The sequence below is a fragment of the Mongoliitalea lutea genome, assembly GCF_014652135.1.
Lineage (GTDB): Bacteria > Bacteroidota > Bacteroidia > Cytophagales > Cyclobacteriaceae > Mongoliitalea > Mongoliitalea lutea.
In genome coordinates, this window is the sequence record NZ_BMYF01000022.1 from 75,183 (window position 1) to 90,905 (window position 15,723).

The window sequence follows — 15,723 nt, forward strand, 5'->3', positions numbered from 1 at the left end:
CAATCAAGCAGGGATTTTTGTTTTATAAGAACCAATCAATCGTATGTATAACGAATGAGGGTGGGGGATATTTTAAAGTATTTTTATTCTAAAAGATAATTAATTAGTTCCTTGACTGAAAGTGTTCCTAGTCCAGTATAAAAGCGGTTTAACTTTTTCGAATAAAGAATATAGACGATAGTTTTCATGAAAAACAAATTTGCTATTAAAGCCTAATATAAAAAAAAGCCGAGATTTTCATCTCGGCTTGTGGGCCCAGCTGGGCTCGAACCAGCGACCTCCTGATTATGAGTCAGAAGCTCTAACCAACTGAGCTATAGGCCCAAGTATTATCAATTTTATTCAAAAACTTCATTTCCCTTAATTTTGGGAAAGTTAAAAATTCTGAATAACTGATTTCCAAAGATTGCGAAACCTCAATTTAACCGAAAAGGAAAATTTTTTATAAATTTTTTCTTTGGCTTTGGGACTGCAATGTTACATATTTGAATTCAATATTACAAAATAGCAAATCATGAAAAAGTTAGAAAATATCGATTTTTTAATCTTTGATCTAGGAAATGTAATTATAGATATCGACTACGATTTCAGTATCAATGAGTTGAAAAAATTGATACCTGAGCATAAGTTTGAATTGACTTCCATGTTTTTTCCTTCTCAATTTCACAAAGACTATGAAAAGGGGTTTATTTCAACAAGAGAATTTAGAGATCAAATCCGAAATCATTTTGGTGTAAATTTTTTAGATGTAGAAATAGACCACGTATGGAACTCACTTTTAAGAATTATTCCTCAAGAAAGAATTAATCTTCTGAAAGAACTAAAAGGAAACTACGAAACAGCGATCTTGAGCAATACAAATGCATTGCACATTGAAGCATTTGAAACAATGATCAAAGAACAGACAAATGAAATATCTATTTTTAATTTATGTAATCACACATTTCTGAGTCATGAAATGGGACAAGCAAAGCCAGATCCAAAAATCTATCAGACAGTTATTCAAAAAACTGGAGTGCAGCCAGAAAGAGTACTGTTTTTTGATGATTTACAAGCAAATCTTGATGGTGCAGCTTCAGTAGGTATCCAAACACAATTGATTACTAAAGAATTTACCATTACAGACTTCTTTCAGGATTAAAACAAAAAAAGTGCTGAATACCTCCAGCACTTTTTAAATCCATTTAACCTTTATAATTAATTGCTAGGCAACAAAACTCCATCAATCACATGGATAACACCGTTGCTTCCTTGCAAATCTGCAGCAACTACTGTTGCGCCATTGATTTTAACTGTGTCGTTTTCGATAGATACAGTAAGTGTACCTCCTTGGAGTGTTTCTACCACTTGACCATCAGCTAAATCACCAGACAGAACATTACCTGCTACAACATGGTATGTCAAAATACCTGTAAGTGTTCCTTTGTTTTCTTCCAATAGTAAGCTTTCAACAGTTCCTTCTGGCAAAGCAGCGAATGCAGCATTGGTAGGAGCAAAGATGGTGAATGGTCCTTCACCGTTCAACGTTTCAACAAGTTCAGCAGCTGTTACAGCAGCAACTAAGGTCGTGTGGTCAGGTGAACCTACTGCAATTTCAACTACAGTTGGACCGACCTCTTCAACTTCTTCAATTTCTTCAACCTCTACGGTCTCCGTTGTGCCACCAGAGCATGCGAAGGTAAAAATTGCAATAGCCCAAATAGCTACAAGGGTGGTGAGTTTTACTAGTTTCATATTATTGTTGGTTAGATTTATGGATTCCTAACCACTTGTTTCCCAAATAGTTTTTCAAAAAATCAAAAAAAAATCAATATGAATTTAGTTTGTGATTAAATTAAAAAGAAAAAGCCCCAATAAATGGGGCTTTCGTAGCGAGGACGAGAGTTGAACTCGTGACCTCAGGGTTATGAATCCTGCGCTCTAACCAACTGAGCTACCTCGCCATATATTTTTTGTTGGTTCATTTAAAATTCTGTTGTTGGAAATCAAAAATAAATTCTTATTTTGAGTTCCTGAAAGGTTAAAAGATTCATGTAATCTTGACCTCCCGTCGAATTGGAATGCAAATATGGATGGTTAGGTTTTTATTTGCAAACAAAGTGGACCAAAAAATTATCCTTTTTTGAACATTTAAATTTAGAAATTATGGTAAAGAATAAGTTTGTTGCTGATTATCAAATCAATACTTCCAGAAAACTTTTGTTTCCTTATATCAGCTCAGCAAGCGGTCTTTCCGAATGGTTTGCTGATGATGTTTCCATCAACGAAGATAAGACCTTCGTTTTTGAATATGATGGAGAAAGACATCATGCAAGGGTAACAGCTTTGAGAAAAGATATGCATGTCAAGTTTGAATATTTTGACCCAGAAAATCCCGATGCACATGACAAGTCTTTCATTGAATTTAAGATTGAAGAAAATGAACTCACTCAAACGCTTTTCCTAAAGGTGATAGATTACAGTGATTCCTATGATGATGAAGAATTGGAGTCAATTTGGGAAGGTTTAATCGTCAATCTTAAAGAGATAATCGGAGGTTAATGTTTTTTTGGTTAAAATTGTGCACTCTTACCTTTTTTCATCGTTAAAGGTATAGTTGTACTGCATGAAAAAACTTGATAAATTAATCTTAGGGTCTTTCATTGGACCCTTCTTTTTGACATTTATAGTGGTGGATTTTATTCTCCTCACTGTAAATATGCTCAAGTATTTTGATGAAATTTTTGGAAAAGGTCTCAGTTTCTGGATCTACATGGAACTGATTTCCTATTTTGTAATCAGTATATCCCCGATGGCCCTTCCTTTGGCTGTTCTCTTGTCTTCTTTGATGACCTTTGGGAATTTGGGAGAGCACTTTGAGTTGACAGCTATCAAAAGTAGTGGAATTTCACTTTTAAGAGCACTTTTGCCAATCGGCATATTTGTAGTGTTTTTGACCATTGGCGCATACTTGTCCAATAACTATCTAGTACCAAGGGTGAATCTAAAAACCTTTAGTTTATTGTACGATATCCGGATGAAGTCACCTGCATTAGATATCAAAGAGGGTGTTTTTTATGCAGGAATCCCAAATTACAGTATCAAAGTCAATAAAAAAATGGATGATATTCGTCTACAGGATATCATTATTTACAACCATGCAGAAGGGCAGGGGAACACCAATGTGATTTTGGCAGATTCGGGTAGGATGGAACCATTTTTCAATGATTCATACTTGAGTTTGACCTTATATAATGGTGTCAATTATAAAGAGTCCCGTGGACAACGGGGCTTGGCCGACAAACCGGCGGATTTTAGTCGGACTTATTTTTCTGAAAACCAAATCATCTTCAACTTAGAATCCTTTCAGATGAATAGGACACCGGAAGATTTATGGTCTACCAACCGATCCATTAAAAATATTGCTGAACTCAAAGATGGGTTAGATTCCATCTATTCTGAAATCAATCAAATTGTATATTACAATTACGCCAATACAGAATCAGGGTACACCTTCTTTACGCGTAATCGAAAACTTTCCCCACCAAATGCCGTGGTTGAGCGAAAAATGAGAGATGATTCGCTCAGATTGGAGCGGGGTAAACAAAAACAGGCCTTGCAAGATGCTTCAAGAGGTGTTATCGATGCATCAACGTATAATGCATCTACAGATTCCTTAAGTGAGGAATTATATGAATATAACCCAGCAGAGGAGGAAGCATTAATAGATCCTTTATATGCCTCCATGGATGAAAGAGGGATAGTGGAGGAAAACAATACATCAAATACTAATATAGTACCTACGGATTCCATTGTAACTGCTGATACCTTACTGTCCGATCAATTGGAAGACACGATTGCATCAAGAAGTTTGGGTAGGGGAGGCCTGTCTTCTGAAGGCTTTGATTTTACACCATTGAACCGCTCAGATTCTATACGCATGTTAAAAAATAGGGCTGAACCGGATAATCGACCATTGGGTAAACTGTCCCCAGAGCAAATTGCTCGGTTAGATTCAATTATCGAAGTAAACAATTATGAACAGCGAGCTGCGACCGTTGCCATCAACAATGCTCGTTCTCAAAAGAACAATTTCTCTAATAAAGTAGCTCAAATTGATAATTTAGAGCGTGAGTATAGAAGGTTTCAGATTGCCTGGTATCAGAAATACACTACTGCGTTTGCTTGCATAGTTATGTTTTTGATCGGAGCCCCTTTGGGAGCAATTATTAAAAAAGGTGGTTTGGGAATGCCTGTTCTGATGTCGATCATCTTCTTTATTGTCTATTACATGCTGACCATCACTGGAGAAAAGTGGGCTAAAGAGGGAATTACAGATCCTATATTCGGAACATGGTTCTCGAATTTGGTTTTGCTGCCTTTTGGATTCTTTTTCCTCAAACAAGCGAGGAAGGATGCACGATTATTTGAGCCGGATACATATGTGGAATTTTGGAATAAATTGCTATTATTTTTCAAGAGAAAATTTTCCAAAACATAAGCATCGCTTTTAAAATCCAAATTATTACTGTACCTTTGTGGCTGTTTAAATTTAATTTAACTAGACATGTATTTAACTACAGAGAAAAAAGTAGAGCTATTCAAGAATCATGGCAGGTTAAAGTCTGAAACTGATACAGGTTCTCCTGAGTCTCAGATTGCATTGTTCACTTACAGAATCAATCACCTGACCGATCACTTAAGAACACACAAGAAGGACCACGGTTCTCGCTTGAGTTTGTTGAAACTAGTAGGTAAAAGAAGAAGCCTTCTTAACTACTTGATCAAAAATGACATCGAAAGATACAGAGCTGTCATTGCTGACTTAGGATTACGTAAATAATTGAAATCTTTTGTAAGGTTCTCTCCTAGAGAACCTTACTTTTTTGCTTCTCCCCCGATATTAAACCTTACTTTTAAATCTTAGTACATTTATTCTTAACAAACACGTATGTTACCAAATCTTATTACCAAGTCTATTGTTCTCGAGGACGGTAGAGAAATTACAATTGAAACTGGAGCGTTGGCTAAGCAGGCTGATGGTTCGGTAGTCGTTAGAATGGGGAATGCCATGTTATTAGCCACGGTGGTCTCTAAAAAAGAGGCCCAAGATGGAGTTGATTTTTTACCTTTATCAGTTGATTACCAAGAGAAATTTGCTGCTTCCGGTAAAATCCCTGGCGGGTTTTTGAAAAGAGAAGGAAGACTTTCTGATTATGAAATTTTGATCAGTAGAATCGTCGATAGAGCGATTAGACCGATTTTTCCAGATGATTATCATGCAGACACGCAGATTGCAATCACCCTTATGTCTGCGGATAGTGATGTTTTACCTGACTGTTTAGCAGGTTTGGCTGCTTCTGCTGCTTTGGCAGTTTCAGATATCCCGTTCAATGGACCGATCTCTGAAGTTCGCGTAGCAAAAGTGGATGGTAAATTGATTATCAACCCGACACCTACACAATTGGAGGTGGCTTCTTTAGAATTCATCGTAGCGGGTTCAATGGAATACATCTTGATGGTAGAAGGTGAAGCAGACGAAATCTCTGAAGAGGAGATGGTAGAGGCTTTGCAGTTAGCTCATGAGGAAATCAAAAGACATTGTCAAGTACAGTTGGAATTAACCAAGGCTGTTGGAAAAGAAGAGAAGAGAACGTATAGCCATGAGAAATCCGATGAAGCTTTGTTTGAAAAAATGCACGCTGAATTGTATGATAAGTGCTATGAGGTTGTAAGCAAGCAAATTGCCAATAAATCTGAGCGTTCTGAATTGATTAAGGCGATCAAAGAGTCATTTGTAGAAAGCCTTGGAGAGGAGCATACGTTTGAAGCGAGTTTGATCGGACCATATTTCTCCAAAATCCATAAGGAAGCGGCAAGAAACTTGACATTAAACGAGCAGAAACGTTTAGACGGAAGAGCCTTAAACGAAATCAGACCAATTTGGTCTGTGGTAGATTACTTACCATCAGCACATGGTTCTGCGGTATTCACCAGAGGTGAAACTCAATCCATCACTACATGTACCCTTGGTACAAAAATGGATGAGCAAATGGTAGACGGTGCCATGATTTCTGGATTCAATAAGTTCTTCTTGCATTACAATTTCCCAGGATTCTCTACAGGTGAAGTAAAACCAAACAGAGGACCAGGCAGAAGAGAAGTAGGTCACGGTAACTTGGCGCAGAGAGCTTTGAAAAAAGTTATGCCTAAGGATGATGAAAATCCGTACACTATCCGTGTTGTTTCTGATATTTTGGAATCTAACGGTTCCTCTTCTATGGCAACTGTATGCGCAGGCTCTTTGGCTTTGATGGATGCAGGTGTGCCGATTAAAGCTCCTGTTACGGGTATTGCCATGGGAATGATTTCAGATTCAAAAACTGGTAAATATGCAATTCTTTCAGACATCTTGGGTGACGAAGATCATTTGGGAGATATGGACTTCAAAGTTACCGGTACTGCCAAAGGAATTACGGCATGTCAGATGGACTTGAAAGTAGAAGGATTGGATTACAATGTATTGAAAGAGGCATTGCACCAAGCTAAAGAAGGCCGTTTACATATTTTGAATGAGATCAATCAGACATTGGATGCTCCAAGACCTGATTTGAAACCTCATGCGCCAAGATCATTTATGATGTCAATTCCTAAGGAGTTGATCGGAGCTGTAATCGGTCCAGGCGGTAAAGTCATTCAAGAAATCCAAAAAGATACAGGGGCTACTATCGTTATCGAAGAAAAAGATAATCAAGGTAAGATCAATGTATTCGCTAACAATCAGACTTCTATGGACGGTGCGATTGCCCGTATCAAGGCGATTGTTGCACAACCAGAAATTGGTGAAACGTACACTGGTAAGGTTAAAAATATACAGCCATTCGGAGCATTCGTAGAATTCATGCCAGGTAAAGATGGCTTGTTGCATATTTCTGAAATCAAGTGGGAGCGGTTGGAAACCATGGAAGGTGTGTTAGAGCCAGGTGAAGAAATCATGGTAAAATTGATCGATGTCGATAAAAAGACAGGTAAATTCAAGCTTTCTCGAAAGGTATTACTTCCAAAGCCTGAAAAATCTGATAAAAAAGATTAATGTTACTAAAGTATTTAGTACTTTGAACTTTCATGCAGTAATATTCTGTTATTAAAAATCGTAACTGATAAATAAAATTCTCGAATGAGGCAGCTAAAAATTAGCAAACAGATTACCAACCGAGAGAGTCAATCCCTCGATAAGTATCTTCAGGAAATAGGTAAAGTTGACCTTTTAACAGCTGATGAGGAAGTTGTTTTAGCCAAGAGAATCCGCGAAGGCGATCAATTGGCTTTAGAAAAACTCACGAAAGCAAACCTTAGATTTGTGGTGTCTGTTGCAAAACAATACCAGAATCAGGGACTTTCTTTGGGCGATTTGATCAATGAAGGTAACCTTGGTTTGATTAAAGCAGCTCAGAGATTTGATGAAACCAGAGGTTTTAAGTTCATTTCTTACGCCGTATGGTGGATTCGTCAATCTATTCTTCAGGCATTGGCCGAGCAGTCTAGAATTGTTCGTTTACCGTTGAACAGAGTAGGTTCTTTGAATAAAATCAGCAAAACTTTCTCCGAATTGGAGCAGAAGTTTGAGCGTGAGCCATCTCCGGAAGAGTTAGCGGAAGTCTTGGAAGTGACTGCGAGCGAAGTTGTGGATACCATGAAAATTTCTGGTAGACACGTTTCTATGGATGCACCTTTCGTTCAAGGTGAAGAAAATAGTTTGTTGGACGTATTGGAAAATGATGGAGATGAGAAACCGGATGACGGTTTGTTGAATGAGTCATTGAGAAAAGAAGTTCAGCGGGCACTTTCTACGTTGACATCTAGAGAAGCTGACGTGATTACTTTATACTTTGGTTTGAATGGAGAACATGCGCTGACCTTGGAAGAAATTGGTGAGAAATTCAATTTGACCAGAGAGCGTGTAAGACAAATTAAAGAAAAGGCCATCAGAAGATTAAGACATACTTCTAGAAGTAAAACTTTAAAGCCATACTTAGGATAAGATACGTACTGTATCTTTGATTACTGAAAAAGGGGATATTTTCCCCTTTTTTTGTGTCGTAACTTAGTTTGTTCCTGTGGTTCCTGAGATTGAGTCAACTAGAGATTTTAGGGAAATTTAACAGGATTAAACTTTGTTGTAAATTGTATTTTAACAAAATTTGCCAACTTTAATAAATCACACATGACAACTACTGTAGAAAAATTGAAGGTTTTGATCATTGGTTCAGGACCTGCAGGATATACAGCAGCAATCTATGCCTCCCGAGCAGGATTGAATCCAGTACTATACACAGGTGCACAGCCTGGAGGTCAACTAACCATTACTACAGATGTAGAAAATTATCCAGGATATCCTACAGGTGTTCAAGGCCCTGAAATGATGGAGGATTTCCGTAAGCAAGCAGAGCGTTTTGGTACGCAAGTGCGCTATGGTCAAGTAACTAAAGTTGATTTCTCTGCAAGACCGCATAAAGTAATTGTGGACGATCAAGTTGAAATCCAACCTGAAACGGTTATCATCTCCACTGGTGCTTCTGCTAAATGGTTGGGTATTGAAAGTGAGGAGCGTTTGAATGGAAAAGGTGTTTCTGCCTGTGCGGTTTGTGATGGCTTTTTCTTCAGAGGACAGGATGTAGCGATTGTTGGGGCTGGGGATACAGCTTGTGAAGAAGCATCGTATCTAGCGAATATCTGTAGCAAAGTATATATGCTTGTACGGAGAGAGGAAATGAGAGCTTCTCAAATCATGCAAAAACGTGTGTTGAATAATCCAAAAATCGAGGTGCTTTGGAATACAGAAACCGAAGAGATTTTGGGAGAAGAAGAAGTAAAAGGAGTTCGTGTATATAACAATCAAACCAAAGAGTCTAAGGAATTAGCTATTTCAGGCTTTTTCGTAGCAATTGGTCATCAACCAAATACCGATATTTTCAAAGGTTTTATCGATATGGATGAAAATGGTTATATCAAAACGATTCCTGGAAGTACCAAAACCAATATTGAAGGAGTATTTGCCTGTGGTGATGCGCAAGACCACATTTACCGTCAGGCAGTAACAGCCGCAGGTACAGGTTGTATGGCTGCATTGGATGCTGAAAGGTATCTCGCAGCTCAGGAATCTTGATAAACCCATCTAATGAGATTAAAAAGTCTATTTTATAGTATAGTGTTTTTGTTGAGCATAGGTTCTTACAGTTCCTATGCTCAAACATTTCCGAAGATTATTAAAAAATCTAAGCAAGATCAAATCATTACTGCACCATCAAATCCATTGCAGCGTGATTTGAGACTTTTTGATCCTCAGAAATACCTTTCCGACATCACTCGTCAGACAGATTCGCTCCTTTATAAGGATTTTGTAGATCTTCGTAAACGAATGAGCATTGTGGAAGAAGATACGCTATCATTAATTTGGGCACCAACCAATCAATTGGCGCAGGTTTCTGAAAAAATTCTTATTGACAGTATTTGGGTAACTGCCTACGAGTATTACTCTGCCTGGGATAGTCAAAAGATCAATATCTACAATTTCAACCCTAAGGACTTCAAAGACACGGTATATGTCAAGTTATATGACACCTTTTTTGGTACCGATTACAAAATGCCCTTGGATGAAACCCGGATAACTTCGGAATTTGGATTTCGGAGATATCGCTGGCATCATGGAACAGATTTGAAGTTGACAGTAGGTACGCCAATTTATTCTGTATTTGATGGAATTGTAAGAATTCGCTCTTATGATCGGACTGGGTACGGATATTACGTCGTAGTCCGTCATAAAAATGGTTTGGAAACGCTTTATGGTCATATGTCCCGAATCACCGTGGATGTCGGCCAGGAAGTTAAAGCAGGGGATATCTTAGGGCTAGGTGGAAATACCGGCAGAAGTACGGGACCTCACCTACATTTTGAGGTCCGCTATCAAGGCTTATCCATCAATCCCACACAAATTTTTGATTTTAACTTGGGTAGATTGCGAAGTGATGTATATATGATCACAGCTTCCAGTTTTGATCATGTTGTACAAACCCAACAATCCGTCGTGCACCGAGTTAGGAGTGGAGAAACCTTGTCCAGTATTGCAAGGAGATATGGTGTCAGGGTAAGTACGATAACCCGATTGAATAATATTTCAGTCAATTCTACCCTACGGGTAGGACAACAATTAAGAATTAGGTAGTCCCATGAATAAATTAGATGTACTAGTCATTGCCGCTCATCCGGATGATGCTGAATTAGCCTGTTCGGGAACCATTGCAGCACATGTTGCAAAAGGCTATAAAGTTGGAATTGTAGACCTTACGATGGGAGAAATGGGGACCCGAGGTACACCTGAGCTCCGTTTAAAAGAAGCTGCTAAAGCTGCTGAAGTATTAGGGTTGTCTGCTCGCGAAAATTTAGGTTTTAAGGATATTTATTTTCAAGATGATGAAGCCCATCAATTGAAAATTGTGGAAATGATCCGTAAATACCAGCCGGAAATCGTATTGGCAAATGCCATCACCGACAGACATCCTGATCATGGCAAAGGAGCTTCTGTAGCCAGTAAAGCTTGTTTCATGAGTGGTCTTCGAAAAATTGAGACAATGCTAGACGGTCAGGCGCAGGAGCCTTGGAGACCGAAATTTGTATACCACTATATACAGAATAACTTTATCAAACCTGATTTTGTGGTTGATATTACGCCATATTGGGAGACTAAGCTTGCAAGTATACAAGCGTTTGCTTCACAGTTTTATGATCCCAACAGTGAGGAGCCTGAGAGCTTTATTTCATCCCAAAGTTTTCTTCCATTTATAGAAGCGAGAGCCATAGAATTTGGCCATAGCATTTTCTCAAAATATGGGGAAGGCTTCACAGTGGAGCGAATGCTTGGAGTAGATAATTTATTTGACTTAAAATAAAAATTGCCCCGCTTATGGGGCAATTCTTTTTATTGTCCAGCTGTTGTCCGATTCTAGTGTATATAATATTCGGTCATGTAAACGGCTTGGCCTTCCTTGCCAAAACTCCAAAGCTATTGGAGATACCCTGTATCCACCCCAATGTGGTGGTCTCTTGATTGTTTCTGGTCCTAATTCTTCTGAATACTTTGCTTCTCTTGCTTCTAGAAAAGCCCGATCAGGAATTACTTGACTCTGAGGAGAGACCCAAGCACCCACTTGACTGGAAAATGGACGGGAAAAGAAATATTCATCGGACTCCCCAGTACTGACTTTGGCGACTGTTCCTACAATTCTTACCTGTCTTTCCAATTCCGGCCAAAAAAATGTCAGGGCTACCTTTGGATTTTCCATCAATTCTTTTCCTTTACCACTTTCATAATTGGTGAAAAACACAAATCCCTCGTCAACCCCTTTTAAAAGCACAATTCTGCTACTAGGAAAGCCATCTTTTCCAAGCGTACTCAAATTCATGGCGTTAGCTTCCAATACTTTTGCATGCAAGGCTTCTTTAAACCAACGATTAAATTGTTGGATGGGATTTTGATCCACATCACTGATATCAAGTGATTTAAGGGTGTAGTCAATTCGAATATCTGCTAATTTCATATGGATACATGTATTTTGCTTAAAATTAAATCAGTTATTGCATTTAAAAAATTTAGATTTATATTAATTGCCAAATAAGATAATTTTTATGAGACAGAAAATAACATCAAAGCCTAAGGCAGGGCAACTGTTGATTTCAGAGCCATTTTTGCAAGATGAGAATTTTGTTCGCTCTGTTGTTTTGCTATGCAATCATGATGAGCATGGGTCTTTTGGTTTGGTATTGAACAAACTATCTATTTTGAAGTTAGATGAGTTGTTGGACGAGGATTGCTTGATTCCTTTGGATGTATACGTAGGTGGGCCGGTGGAGCAGAATACGCTACACTTTATTTACAGGGGCGAACGATTATTAGAGGATAGTGTTGCCCTTATGGATAATCTATGGTGGAGTGGTGATTTTGAAAAGTTGATGTTAGCAATCAATAATGGGTCTCTTAGAGAAGAAGATGTACGGTTTTTTATCGGTTACTCCGGTTGGGCAGAGGGACAGCTTCAGGAAGAATTAGAGCAACAAACTTGGATTCTTTGTGATACGATAATTACAGAAAATATTTTTGATGCTTCACCGGAAGAGTTATGGAAGCTTATATTGAAAAATATGGGAGGGGAGTATCAACAAATGGCAAATTATCCAATTGACCCAAGATTAAATTAGTGAATTTTATTACATTTGTTTGATAAGCGCTTAAATAAGTAAGTTTCAATTATGGACAACGAGAAAGAAATGCCTGAAGAAGGCAAGGTGACTCCTGCAGAATCTTCTGCTGAGAGTAATGAAGAGATTACCAATACAACTAATGAAATCACTGATTCATCCACGGAAGAATCAGTGAAAAAAACAGAAGACGAGCCTGTTGCTGAGGAAATTGTTGCCGAAGAAGCTTCAGACGTTCAGGAATCTGTGGAAAAAGTAGCTGTAGAAACATCCGATGATCAGGAATCTGAAGAACATTCCGAGGAGGAAGAAGAGGAAGTGGATTATGCTAATTTTTCTAAGCAAGAATTGATTGCGGCCTTGAAGACTTTTGTAGATGCTGAGAATGTATTGTCAGCTGAAAAAAGAGTCAATGAAATAAAAGCTGCTTTTGATGAGATCTTTTCTTCTGAAAAACATGCCGCATTGGACCAATTTGTTGCAGGAGGGGGAGAGGCAGATGATTTTGCTTACAAATCTCAAGAATCTGACAAACTTTTCTTTGCTACTTACAACCTTTTTAGAGAGAAGCGCTCTCAGTTTATCAAAGCTCTCGAAAGGCAAAAAGAAAAAAATCTGGAGTTGAAAAATGCTATCCTTGATAAGTTGCGTGATTTGGTTGACGGAGAAGAAACCACACACAGTATCAATGCGATCAAGCAAATTCAGGATGACTGGAAGAAGATTGGACCTGTTCCATCGAATATGAATAAAAACCTGTGGGCATCATTCAATGCCCTTATGGACAGGTTTTATGATAATAGAAGTATTTATTTTGAGCTTAAAGAGCTTGATCGTAAGAAGAATTTAGAGCTAAAGACTGAAATCTGTGACAAGGCGGAGGCTTTAGTAAAAATGGAGGACTTAAAGGATGCTATTAAGGCCTTAAATGACCTTCATGAGGAGTTTAAACACATAGGCCCAGTTCCAAGAGAAGAACAGGAGCCTCTATGGCAACGCTTCAAAGCTGCATCTGATGCAGTTTATGATAGAAGAAAGGAATTCTATGAAGATCAAAAAGGTAAGTTGAAAGAAAACTTGGTGATCAAAGAGGCTTTAATTCAAAAAATTGCTGCTTACAAGGACTTCTCAGCCACTAAAATTAAAGAATGGAACAATAAGACTAAAGAAGTTCTTAGCGTCCAAAAAGAATGGGAGGCCGCCGGTCCTGTTCCAAGGGAAATGGGTAAAGAAGTTAACAAACAGTTCTGGGGGTACTTCAAGGACTTCTTCCACAACAAGAATATGTTCTTCAAAGAGTTGGATGAAATCAGGTTAGTTAATAAGAAAAAAGCAGAAGAGCTAATTGAAAAGGCTGAAGCTTTGGTAGGGGATACAAAATGGCAGGAGACAACCAATAAGATGATTGCCTTGCAGCAAGAATGGAAAAAAATTGGTCCTACTCCAGAAAAGGTTCGAGACGAATTGTATAAGCGTTTTAAAACTGCTTGTGATTCCTTCTTTGAAAATAAAAGAAGTGCTAATAATCAAGCTAACAAAGAATACGAGGATAACCTTCGATTGAAAGAAGATATTATATCCAAAATTCTAGCAGCTGCTAAAGATAGTCCTGCTGAGGAGACCCTAGAGGCTTTGATCAATCAATATAATGGGATAGGCTTTGTTCCTAGAAAAAATATTAAGGATATTCTGGCTAAATTTAATCAAGCTGTAGACACGTATGTAGATGCTTTGGGTTCTACAGGAGAGAGTAGGGAGGACTTTGTGTTCCGTCTTAATCTAAACAAACTTCAAGCAGATCCAAACGGCAACCGTGTATTGAATAAAAAAGAGTTTGGTATCCGTAAGCAGATTACAGATTTGGAAAACAATATTGGTTTGTGGAAAAATAACCTGGAATTCTTCGCAGCCTCCAAGACTGCTGATAAGTTGAAAGTGCAGTTTGAGGAGAAAATCACCAAGGCAGAAGCCGAAATTGAGAAGCTGAAGAAAAAACTTTCGATTTTAAGAGAATTTTAATGTGCTCAGAAATAAGGAGATAATAAAATCTCCTTATTTTTTTTAAAAAAAGGTTTTGCACGTTTGAATCATGCCTCTATATTTGCATCACCAAATAGGACAAAGGGTTCGAAAAACAATAAAGCCTCCTTAGCTCAGCTGGTAGAGCAACTGACTTGTAATCAGTAGGTCGCTGGTTCGATCCCGGCAGGGGGCTCTCAAGAGGACAACATTAGTTGTCCTCTTTTTATTTTTACTTACCATGAAATATTTTGTTTACATTCTTTATTCTCCAACGCTAGACAAGTTTTATATTGGTTACACAGAAAATATAGTATCCAGACTTGATCAGCACAATAAACATATTTTTAAGGGATCCTATACAGATAAAGCAGAAGATTGGGAAATATTTTTTTTGGTCGAATGCGAAAGTGAGCATCAGGCAATTGCAGTTGAAAAGCATATTAAGAAGAACAAATCAAGAGTATATCTAGCCAACATTAAATTGCATCCTGAAATTTCACTAAAACTTTTAGAGATGTATAAATAAGCCTCCTTATCCCGATAGCTATCGGGATGGTAGAGCAACTGACTTGTAATCAGTAGGTCGCTGGTTCGATCCCGGCAGGGGGCTCTCAAGAGGACAACATTAGTTGTCCTTTTTTTTTGCCACTAATCAGTCGGCTCTCGCAGAAAGCGCTGAATGCGCGGAAAAAACAGAAAATCATCTCTGGATTAATAAACCCTATGTAGAATCCTAACTCCGTCAGGAGTTAACTACCGAAGGTTATTAGCCCCGAGTGTCAACTCGGGGTCTGAAAAGGATTTTATTTTGAAAAAACCCCAACTCCGGATGGAGTTGAATTCATACGACAGGAAGATTATTGACACAGATGATCAATAGATTTTCACAGATAACCACAGATGGTTGGCTGCCGCCAAGTGGGGCTCACTGAAAGCGCTGAATACGAAGAAAAAATGGAAAATGATTTCTGGGTTGAAAAACCGTATGTAGAACCCTAACTCCGACAGGAGTTAACTACCGAAGGTTATTAGCCCCGAGTGCCAACTCGGGGTCTGAAAAGGATTTTATTTTGAAAAAACCCCAACTCCGGATGGAGTTGAATTCATACGACAGGATGATTATTGACACAGATGATCAATAAATTTTCACAGATCTCCACAGATGGTTGGTTGCCGCCAAGTGAGGCTCGCTGAAAACGCTGAATGCGCGGAAAAACAGAAAATCATCTCTGGATTGATCAATCGTATGGAGAACCCTAACTCCGACAGGAGTTAACTACCGCAGGTTATTAGCCCTGATTAACAATACTATGTTTGAGATGATTATTGATTATAAGGAGAAATTTCTAACATTTAATTTATTTTTTTCAAAACTCTCTTTTGCAAAAATGTTTCCGATTTTGTATTTTAACCCTATTATAATTTTTAAATTATTTAAAAATTATAAATATTATTTAATTAATATCAATC

General features: G+C 38.1%; 14 protein-coding genes and 4 tRNA genes. 14 read left to right on the top strand and 4 right to left on the bottom strand.

The features are described 5' to 3' along the window. Positions 1-250: 250 nt before the first annotated feature. A tRNA-Ile gene (locus tag IE080_RS16140) sits at positions 251-324 on the bottom strand. Positions 325-514: 190 nt separating this feature from the next. Between IE080_RS16140 and IE080_RS16145 the strand changes: the two genes are divergently transcribed. Beyond that, the gene (locus tag IE080_RS16145) at positions 515-1,141 is read left to right on the top strand and encodes an HAD family hydrolase (protein ID WP_189585021.1); all 627 of its coding nucleotides are present in this window, start codon (positions 515-517) and stop codon (positions 1,139-1,141) included. Positions 1,142-1,197: 56 nt separating this feature from the next. Here the strand turns inward: IE080_RS16145 and IE080_RS16150 are convergent, their stop codons facing one another. Together IE080_RS16150 and IE080_RS16155 are read right to left on the bottom strand one after the other, a co-directional pair. Then, positions 1,198-1,734, bottom strand: coding sequence for a fasciclin domain-containing protein (locus IE080_RS16150; protein WP_189585025.1), 537 nt, complete (start codon positions 1,732-1,734; stop codon positions 1,198-1,200). Between the two features lie 135 nt (positions 1,735-1,869). Further along, positions 1,870-1,943: transfer RNA gene (locus tag IE080_RS16155), tRNA-Met, on the bottom strand. 202 nt (positions 1,944-2,145) lie between these two features. On the opposite strand from IE080_RS16155, the gene IE080_RS16160 reads away from it, so the two are divergent. The 8 genes from IE080_RS16160 to bshB1 all read left to right on the top strand — a co-directional run bounded on the left by IE080_RS16160 (position 2,146) and on the right by bshB1 (position 10,925). Beyond that, positions 2,146-2,541, top strand: a complete 396-nt coding sequence (locus IE080_RS16160; protein WP_189585028.1) for an START-like domain-containing protein — start codon at positions 2,146-2,148, stop codon at positions 2,539-2,541. 64 nt (positions 2,542-2,605) lie between these two features. Then, positions 2,606-4,480 carry an LptF/LptG family permease gene (locus tag IE080_RS16165; protein ID WP_189585031.1) on the top strand — a complete coding sequence of 625 codons (1,875 nt, stop codon included), beginning with the start codon at positions 2,606-2,608 and terminating at the stop codon, positions 4,478-4,480. 66 nt (positions 4,481-4,546) lie between these two features. Then, positions 4,547-4,822 carry a 30S ribosomal protein S15 gene (rpsO, locus tag IE080_RS16170; protein ID WP_189585033.1) on the top strand — a complete coding sequence of 92 codons (276 nt, stop codon included), beginning with the start codon at positions 4,547-4,549 and terminating at the stop codon, positions 4,820-4,822. 108 nt (positions 4,823-4,930) lie between these two features. Then, a complete protein-coding gene (gene pnp / locus IE080_RS16175) occupies positions 4,931-7,072 on the top strand; it encodes a polyribonucleotide nucleotidyltransferase (RefSeq protein WP_189585036.1) in 2,142 nt (713 codons plus the stop codon). An 84-nt stretch (positions 7,073-7,156) separates the two neighbouring features. Further along, positions 7,157-8,020, top strand: coding sequence for a sigma-70 family RNA polymerase sigma factor (locus IE080_RS16180; protein WP_189585039.1), 864 nt, complete (start codon positions 7,157-7,159; stop codon positions 8,018-8,020). A 183-nt stretch (positions 8,021-8,203) separates the two neighbouring features. Beyond that, a complete protein-coding gene (trxB, locus tag IE080_RS16185) occupies positions 8,204-9,145 on the top strand; it encodes a thioredoxin-disulfide reductase (RefSeq protein WP_189585042.1) in 942 nt (313 codons plus the stop codon). 12 nt (positions 9,146-9,157) lie between these two features. Continuing rightward, positions 9,158-10,201 carry a peptidoglycan DD-metalloendopeptidase family protein gene (locus IE080_RS16190; RefSeq protein ID WP_189585045.1) on the top strand — a complete coding sequence of 348 codons (1,044 nt, stop codon included), beginning with the start codon at positions 9,158-9,160 and terminating at the stop codon, positions 10,199-10,201. A 4-nt stretch (positions 10,202-10,205) separates the two neighbouring features. Further along, complete coding sequence (bshB1, locus tag IE080_RS16195) at positions 10,206-10,925, top strand: bacillithiol biosynthesis deacetylase BshB1 (RefSeq protein ID WP_189585048.1); 720 nt, start codon at positions 10,206-10,208, stop codon at positions 10,923-10,925. Between the two features lie 12 nt (positions 10,926-10,937). On the opposite strand, the gene pdxH is transcribed toward bshB1, so the two are convergent. Further along, the gene (gene pdxH / locus IE080_RS16200; protein WP_189585051.1) at positions 10,938-11,573 is read right to left on the bottom strand and encodes a pyridoxamine 5'-phosphate oxidase; all 636 of its coding nucleotides are present in this window, start codon (positions 11,571-11,573) and stop codon (positions 10,938-10,940) included. Between the two features lie 88 nt (positions 11,574-11,661). On the opposite strand from pdxH, the gene IE080_RS16205 reads away from it, so the two are divergent. The 5 genes from IE080_RS16205 to IE080_RS16225 all read left to right on the top strand — a co-directional run bounded on the left by IE080_RS16205 (position 11,662) and on the right by IE080_RS16225 (position 14,863). Then, a complete protein-coding gene (locus IE080_RS16205; RefSeq protein WP_189585053.1) occupies positions 11,662-12,231 on the top strand; it encodes a YqgE/AlgH family protein in 570 nt (189 codons plus the stop codon). A 51-nt stretch (positions 12,232-12,282) separates the two neighbouring features. Next, complete coding sequence (locus IE080_RS16210) at positions 12,283-14,250, top strand: DUF349 domain-containing protein (RefSeq protein ID WP_189585056.1); 1,968 nt, start codon at positions 12,283-12,285, stop codon at positions 14,248-14,250. A 123-nt stretch (positions 14,251-14,373) separates the two neighbouring features. After that, a tRNA-Thr gene (locus IE080_RS16215) sits at positions 14,374-14,446 on the top strand. A gap of 45 nt (positions 14,447-14,491) precedes the next feature. After that, positions 14,492-14,779, top strand: a complete 288-nt coding sequence (locus IE080_RS16220) for a GIY-YIG nuclease family protein (RefSeq protein WP_189585059.1) — start codon at positions 14,492-14,494, stop codon at positions 14,777-14,779. Continuing rightward, positions 14,780-14,863, top strand: a tRNA-Thr gene (locus IE080_RS16225). Positions 14,864-15,723: the final 860 nt, after the last annotated feature.

What these genes read in the sequence shown, in the direction of transcription:
- IE080_RS16145 (WP_189585021.1), top strand. Translation starts at nt 515, where the DNA reads ATGAAAAAGTTAGAAAATATCGATTTTTTAATCTTTGATCTAGGAAAT.
- IE080_RS16150 (WP_189585025.1), bottom strand. Translation starts at nt 1,734, where the DNA reads ATGAAACTAGTAAAACTCACCACCCTTGTAGCTATTTGGGCTATTGCA.
- IE080_RS16160 (WP_189585028.1), top strand. Translation starts at nt 2,146, where the DNA reads ATGGTAAAGAATAAGTTTGTTGCTGATTATCAAATCAATACTTCCAGA.
- IE080_RS16165 (WP_189585031.1), top strand. Translation starts at nt 2,606, where the DNA reads ATGAAAAAACTTGATAAATTAATCTTAGGGTCTTTCATTGGACCCTTC.
- rpsO (WP_189585033.1), top strand. Translation starts at nt 4,547, where the DNA reads ATGTATTTAACTACAGAGAAAAAAGTAGAGCTATTCAAGAATCATGGC.
- pnp (WP_189585036.1), top strand. Translation starts at nt 4,931, where the DNA reads ATGTTACCAAATCTTATTACCAAGTCTATTGTTCTCGAGGACGGTAGA.
- IE080_RS16180 (WP_189585039.1), top strand. Translation starts at nt 7,157, where the DNA reads ATGAGGCAGCTAAAAATTAGCAAACAGATTACCAACCGAGAGAGTCAA.
- trxB (WP_189585042.1), top strand. Translation starts at nt 8,204, where the DNA reads ATGACAACTACTGTAGAAAAATTGAAGGTTTTGATCATTGGTTCAGGA.
- IE080_RS16190 (WP_189585045.1), top strand. Translation starts at nt 9,158, where the DNA reads ATGAGATTAAAAAGTCTATTTTATAGTATAGTGTTTTTGTTGAGCATA.
- bshB1 (WP_189585048.1), top strand. Translation starts at nt 10,206, where the DNA reads ATGAATAAATTAGATGTACTAGTCATTGCCGCTCATCCGGATGATGCT.
- pdxH (WP_189585051.1), bottom strand. Translation starts at nt 11,573, where the DNA reads ATGAAATTAGCAGATATTCGAATTGACTACACCCTTAAATCACTTGAT.
- IE080_RS16205 (WP_189585053.1), top strand. Translation starts at nt 11,662, where the DNA reads ATGAGACAGAAAATAACATCAAAGCCTAAGGCAGGGCAACTGTTGATT.
- IE080_RS16210 (WP_189585056.1), top strand. Translation starts at nt 12,283, where the DNA reads ATGGACAACGAGAAAGAAATGCCTGAAGAAGGCAAGGTGACTCCTGCA.
- IE080_RS16220 (WP_189585059.1), top strand. Translation starts at nt 14,492, where the DNA reads ATGAAATATTTTGTTTACATTCTTTATTCTCCAACGCTAGACAAGTTT.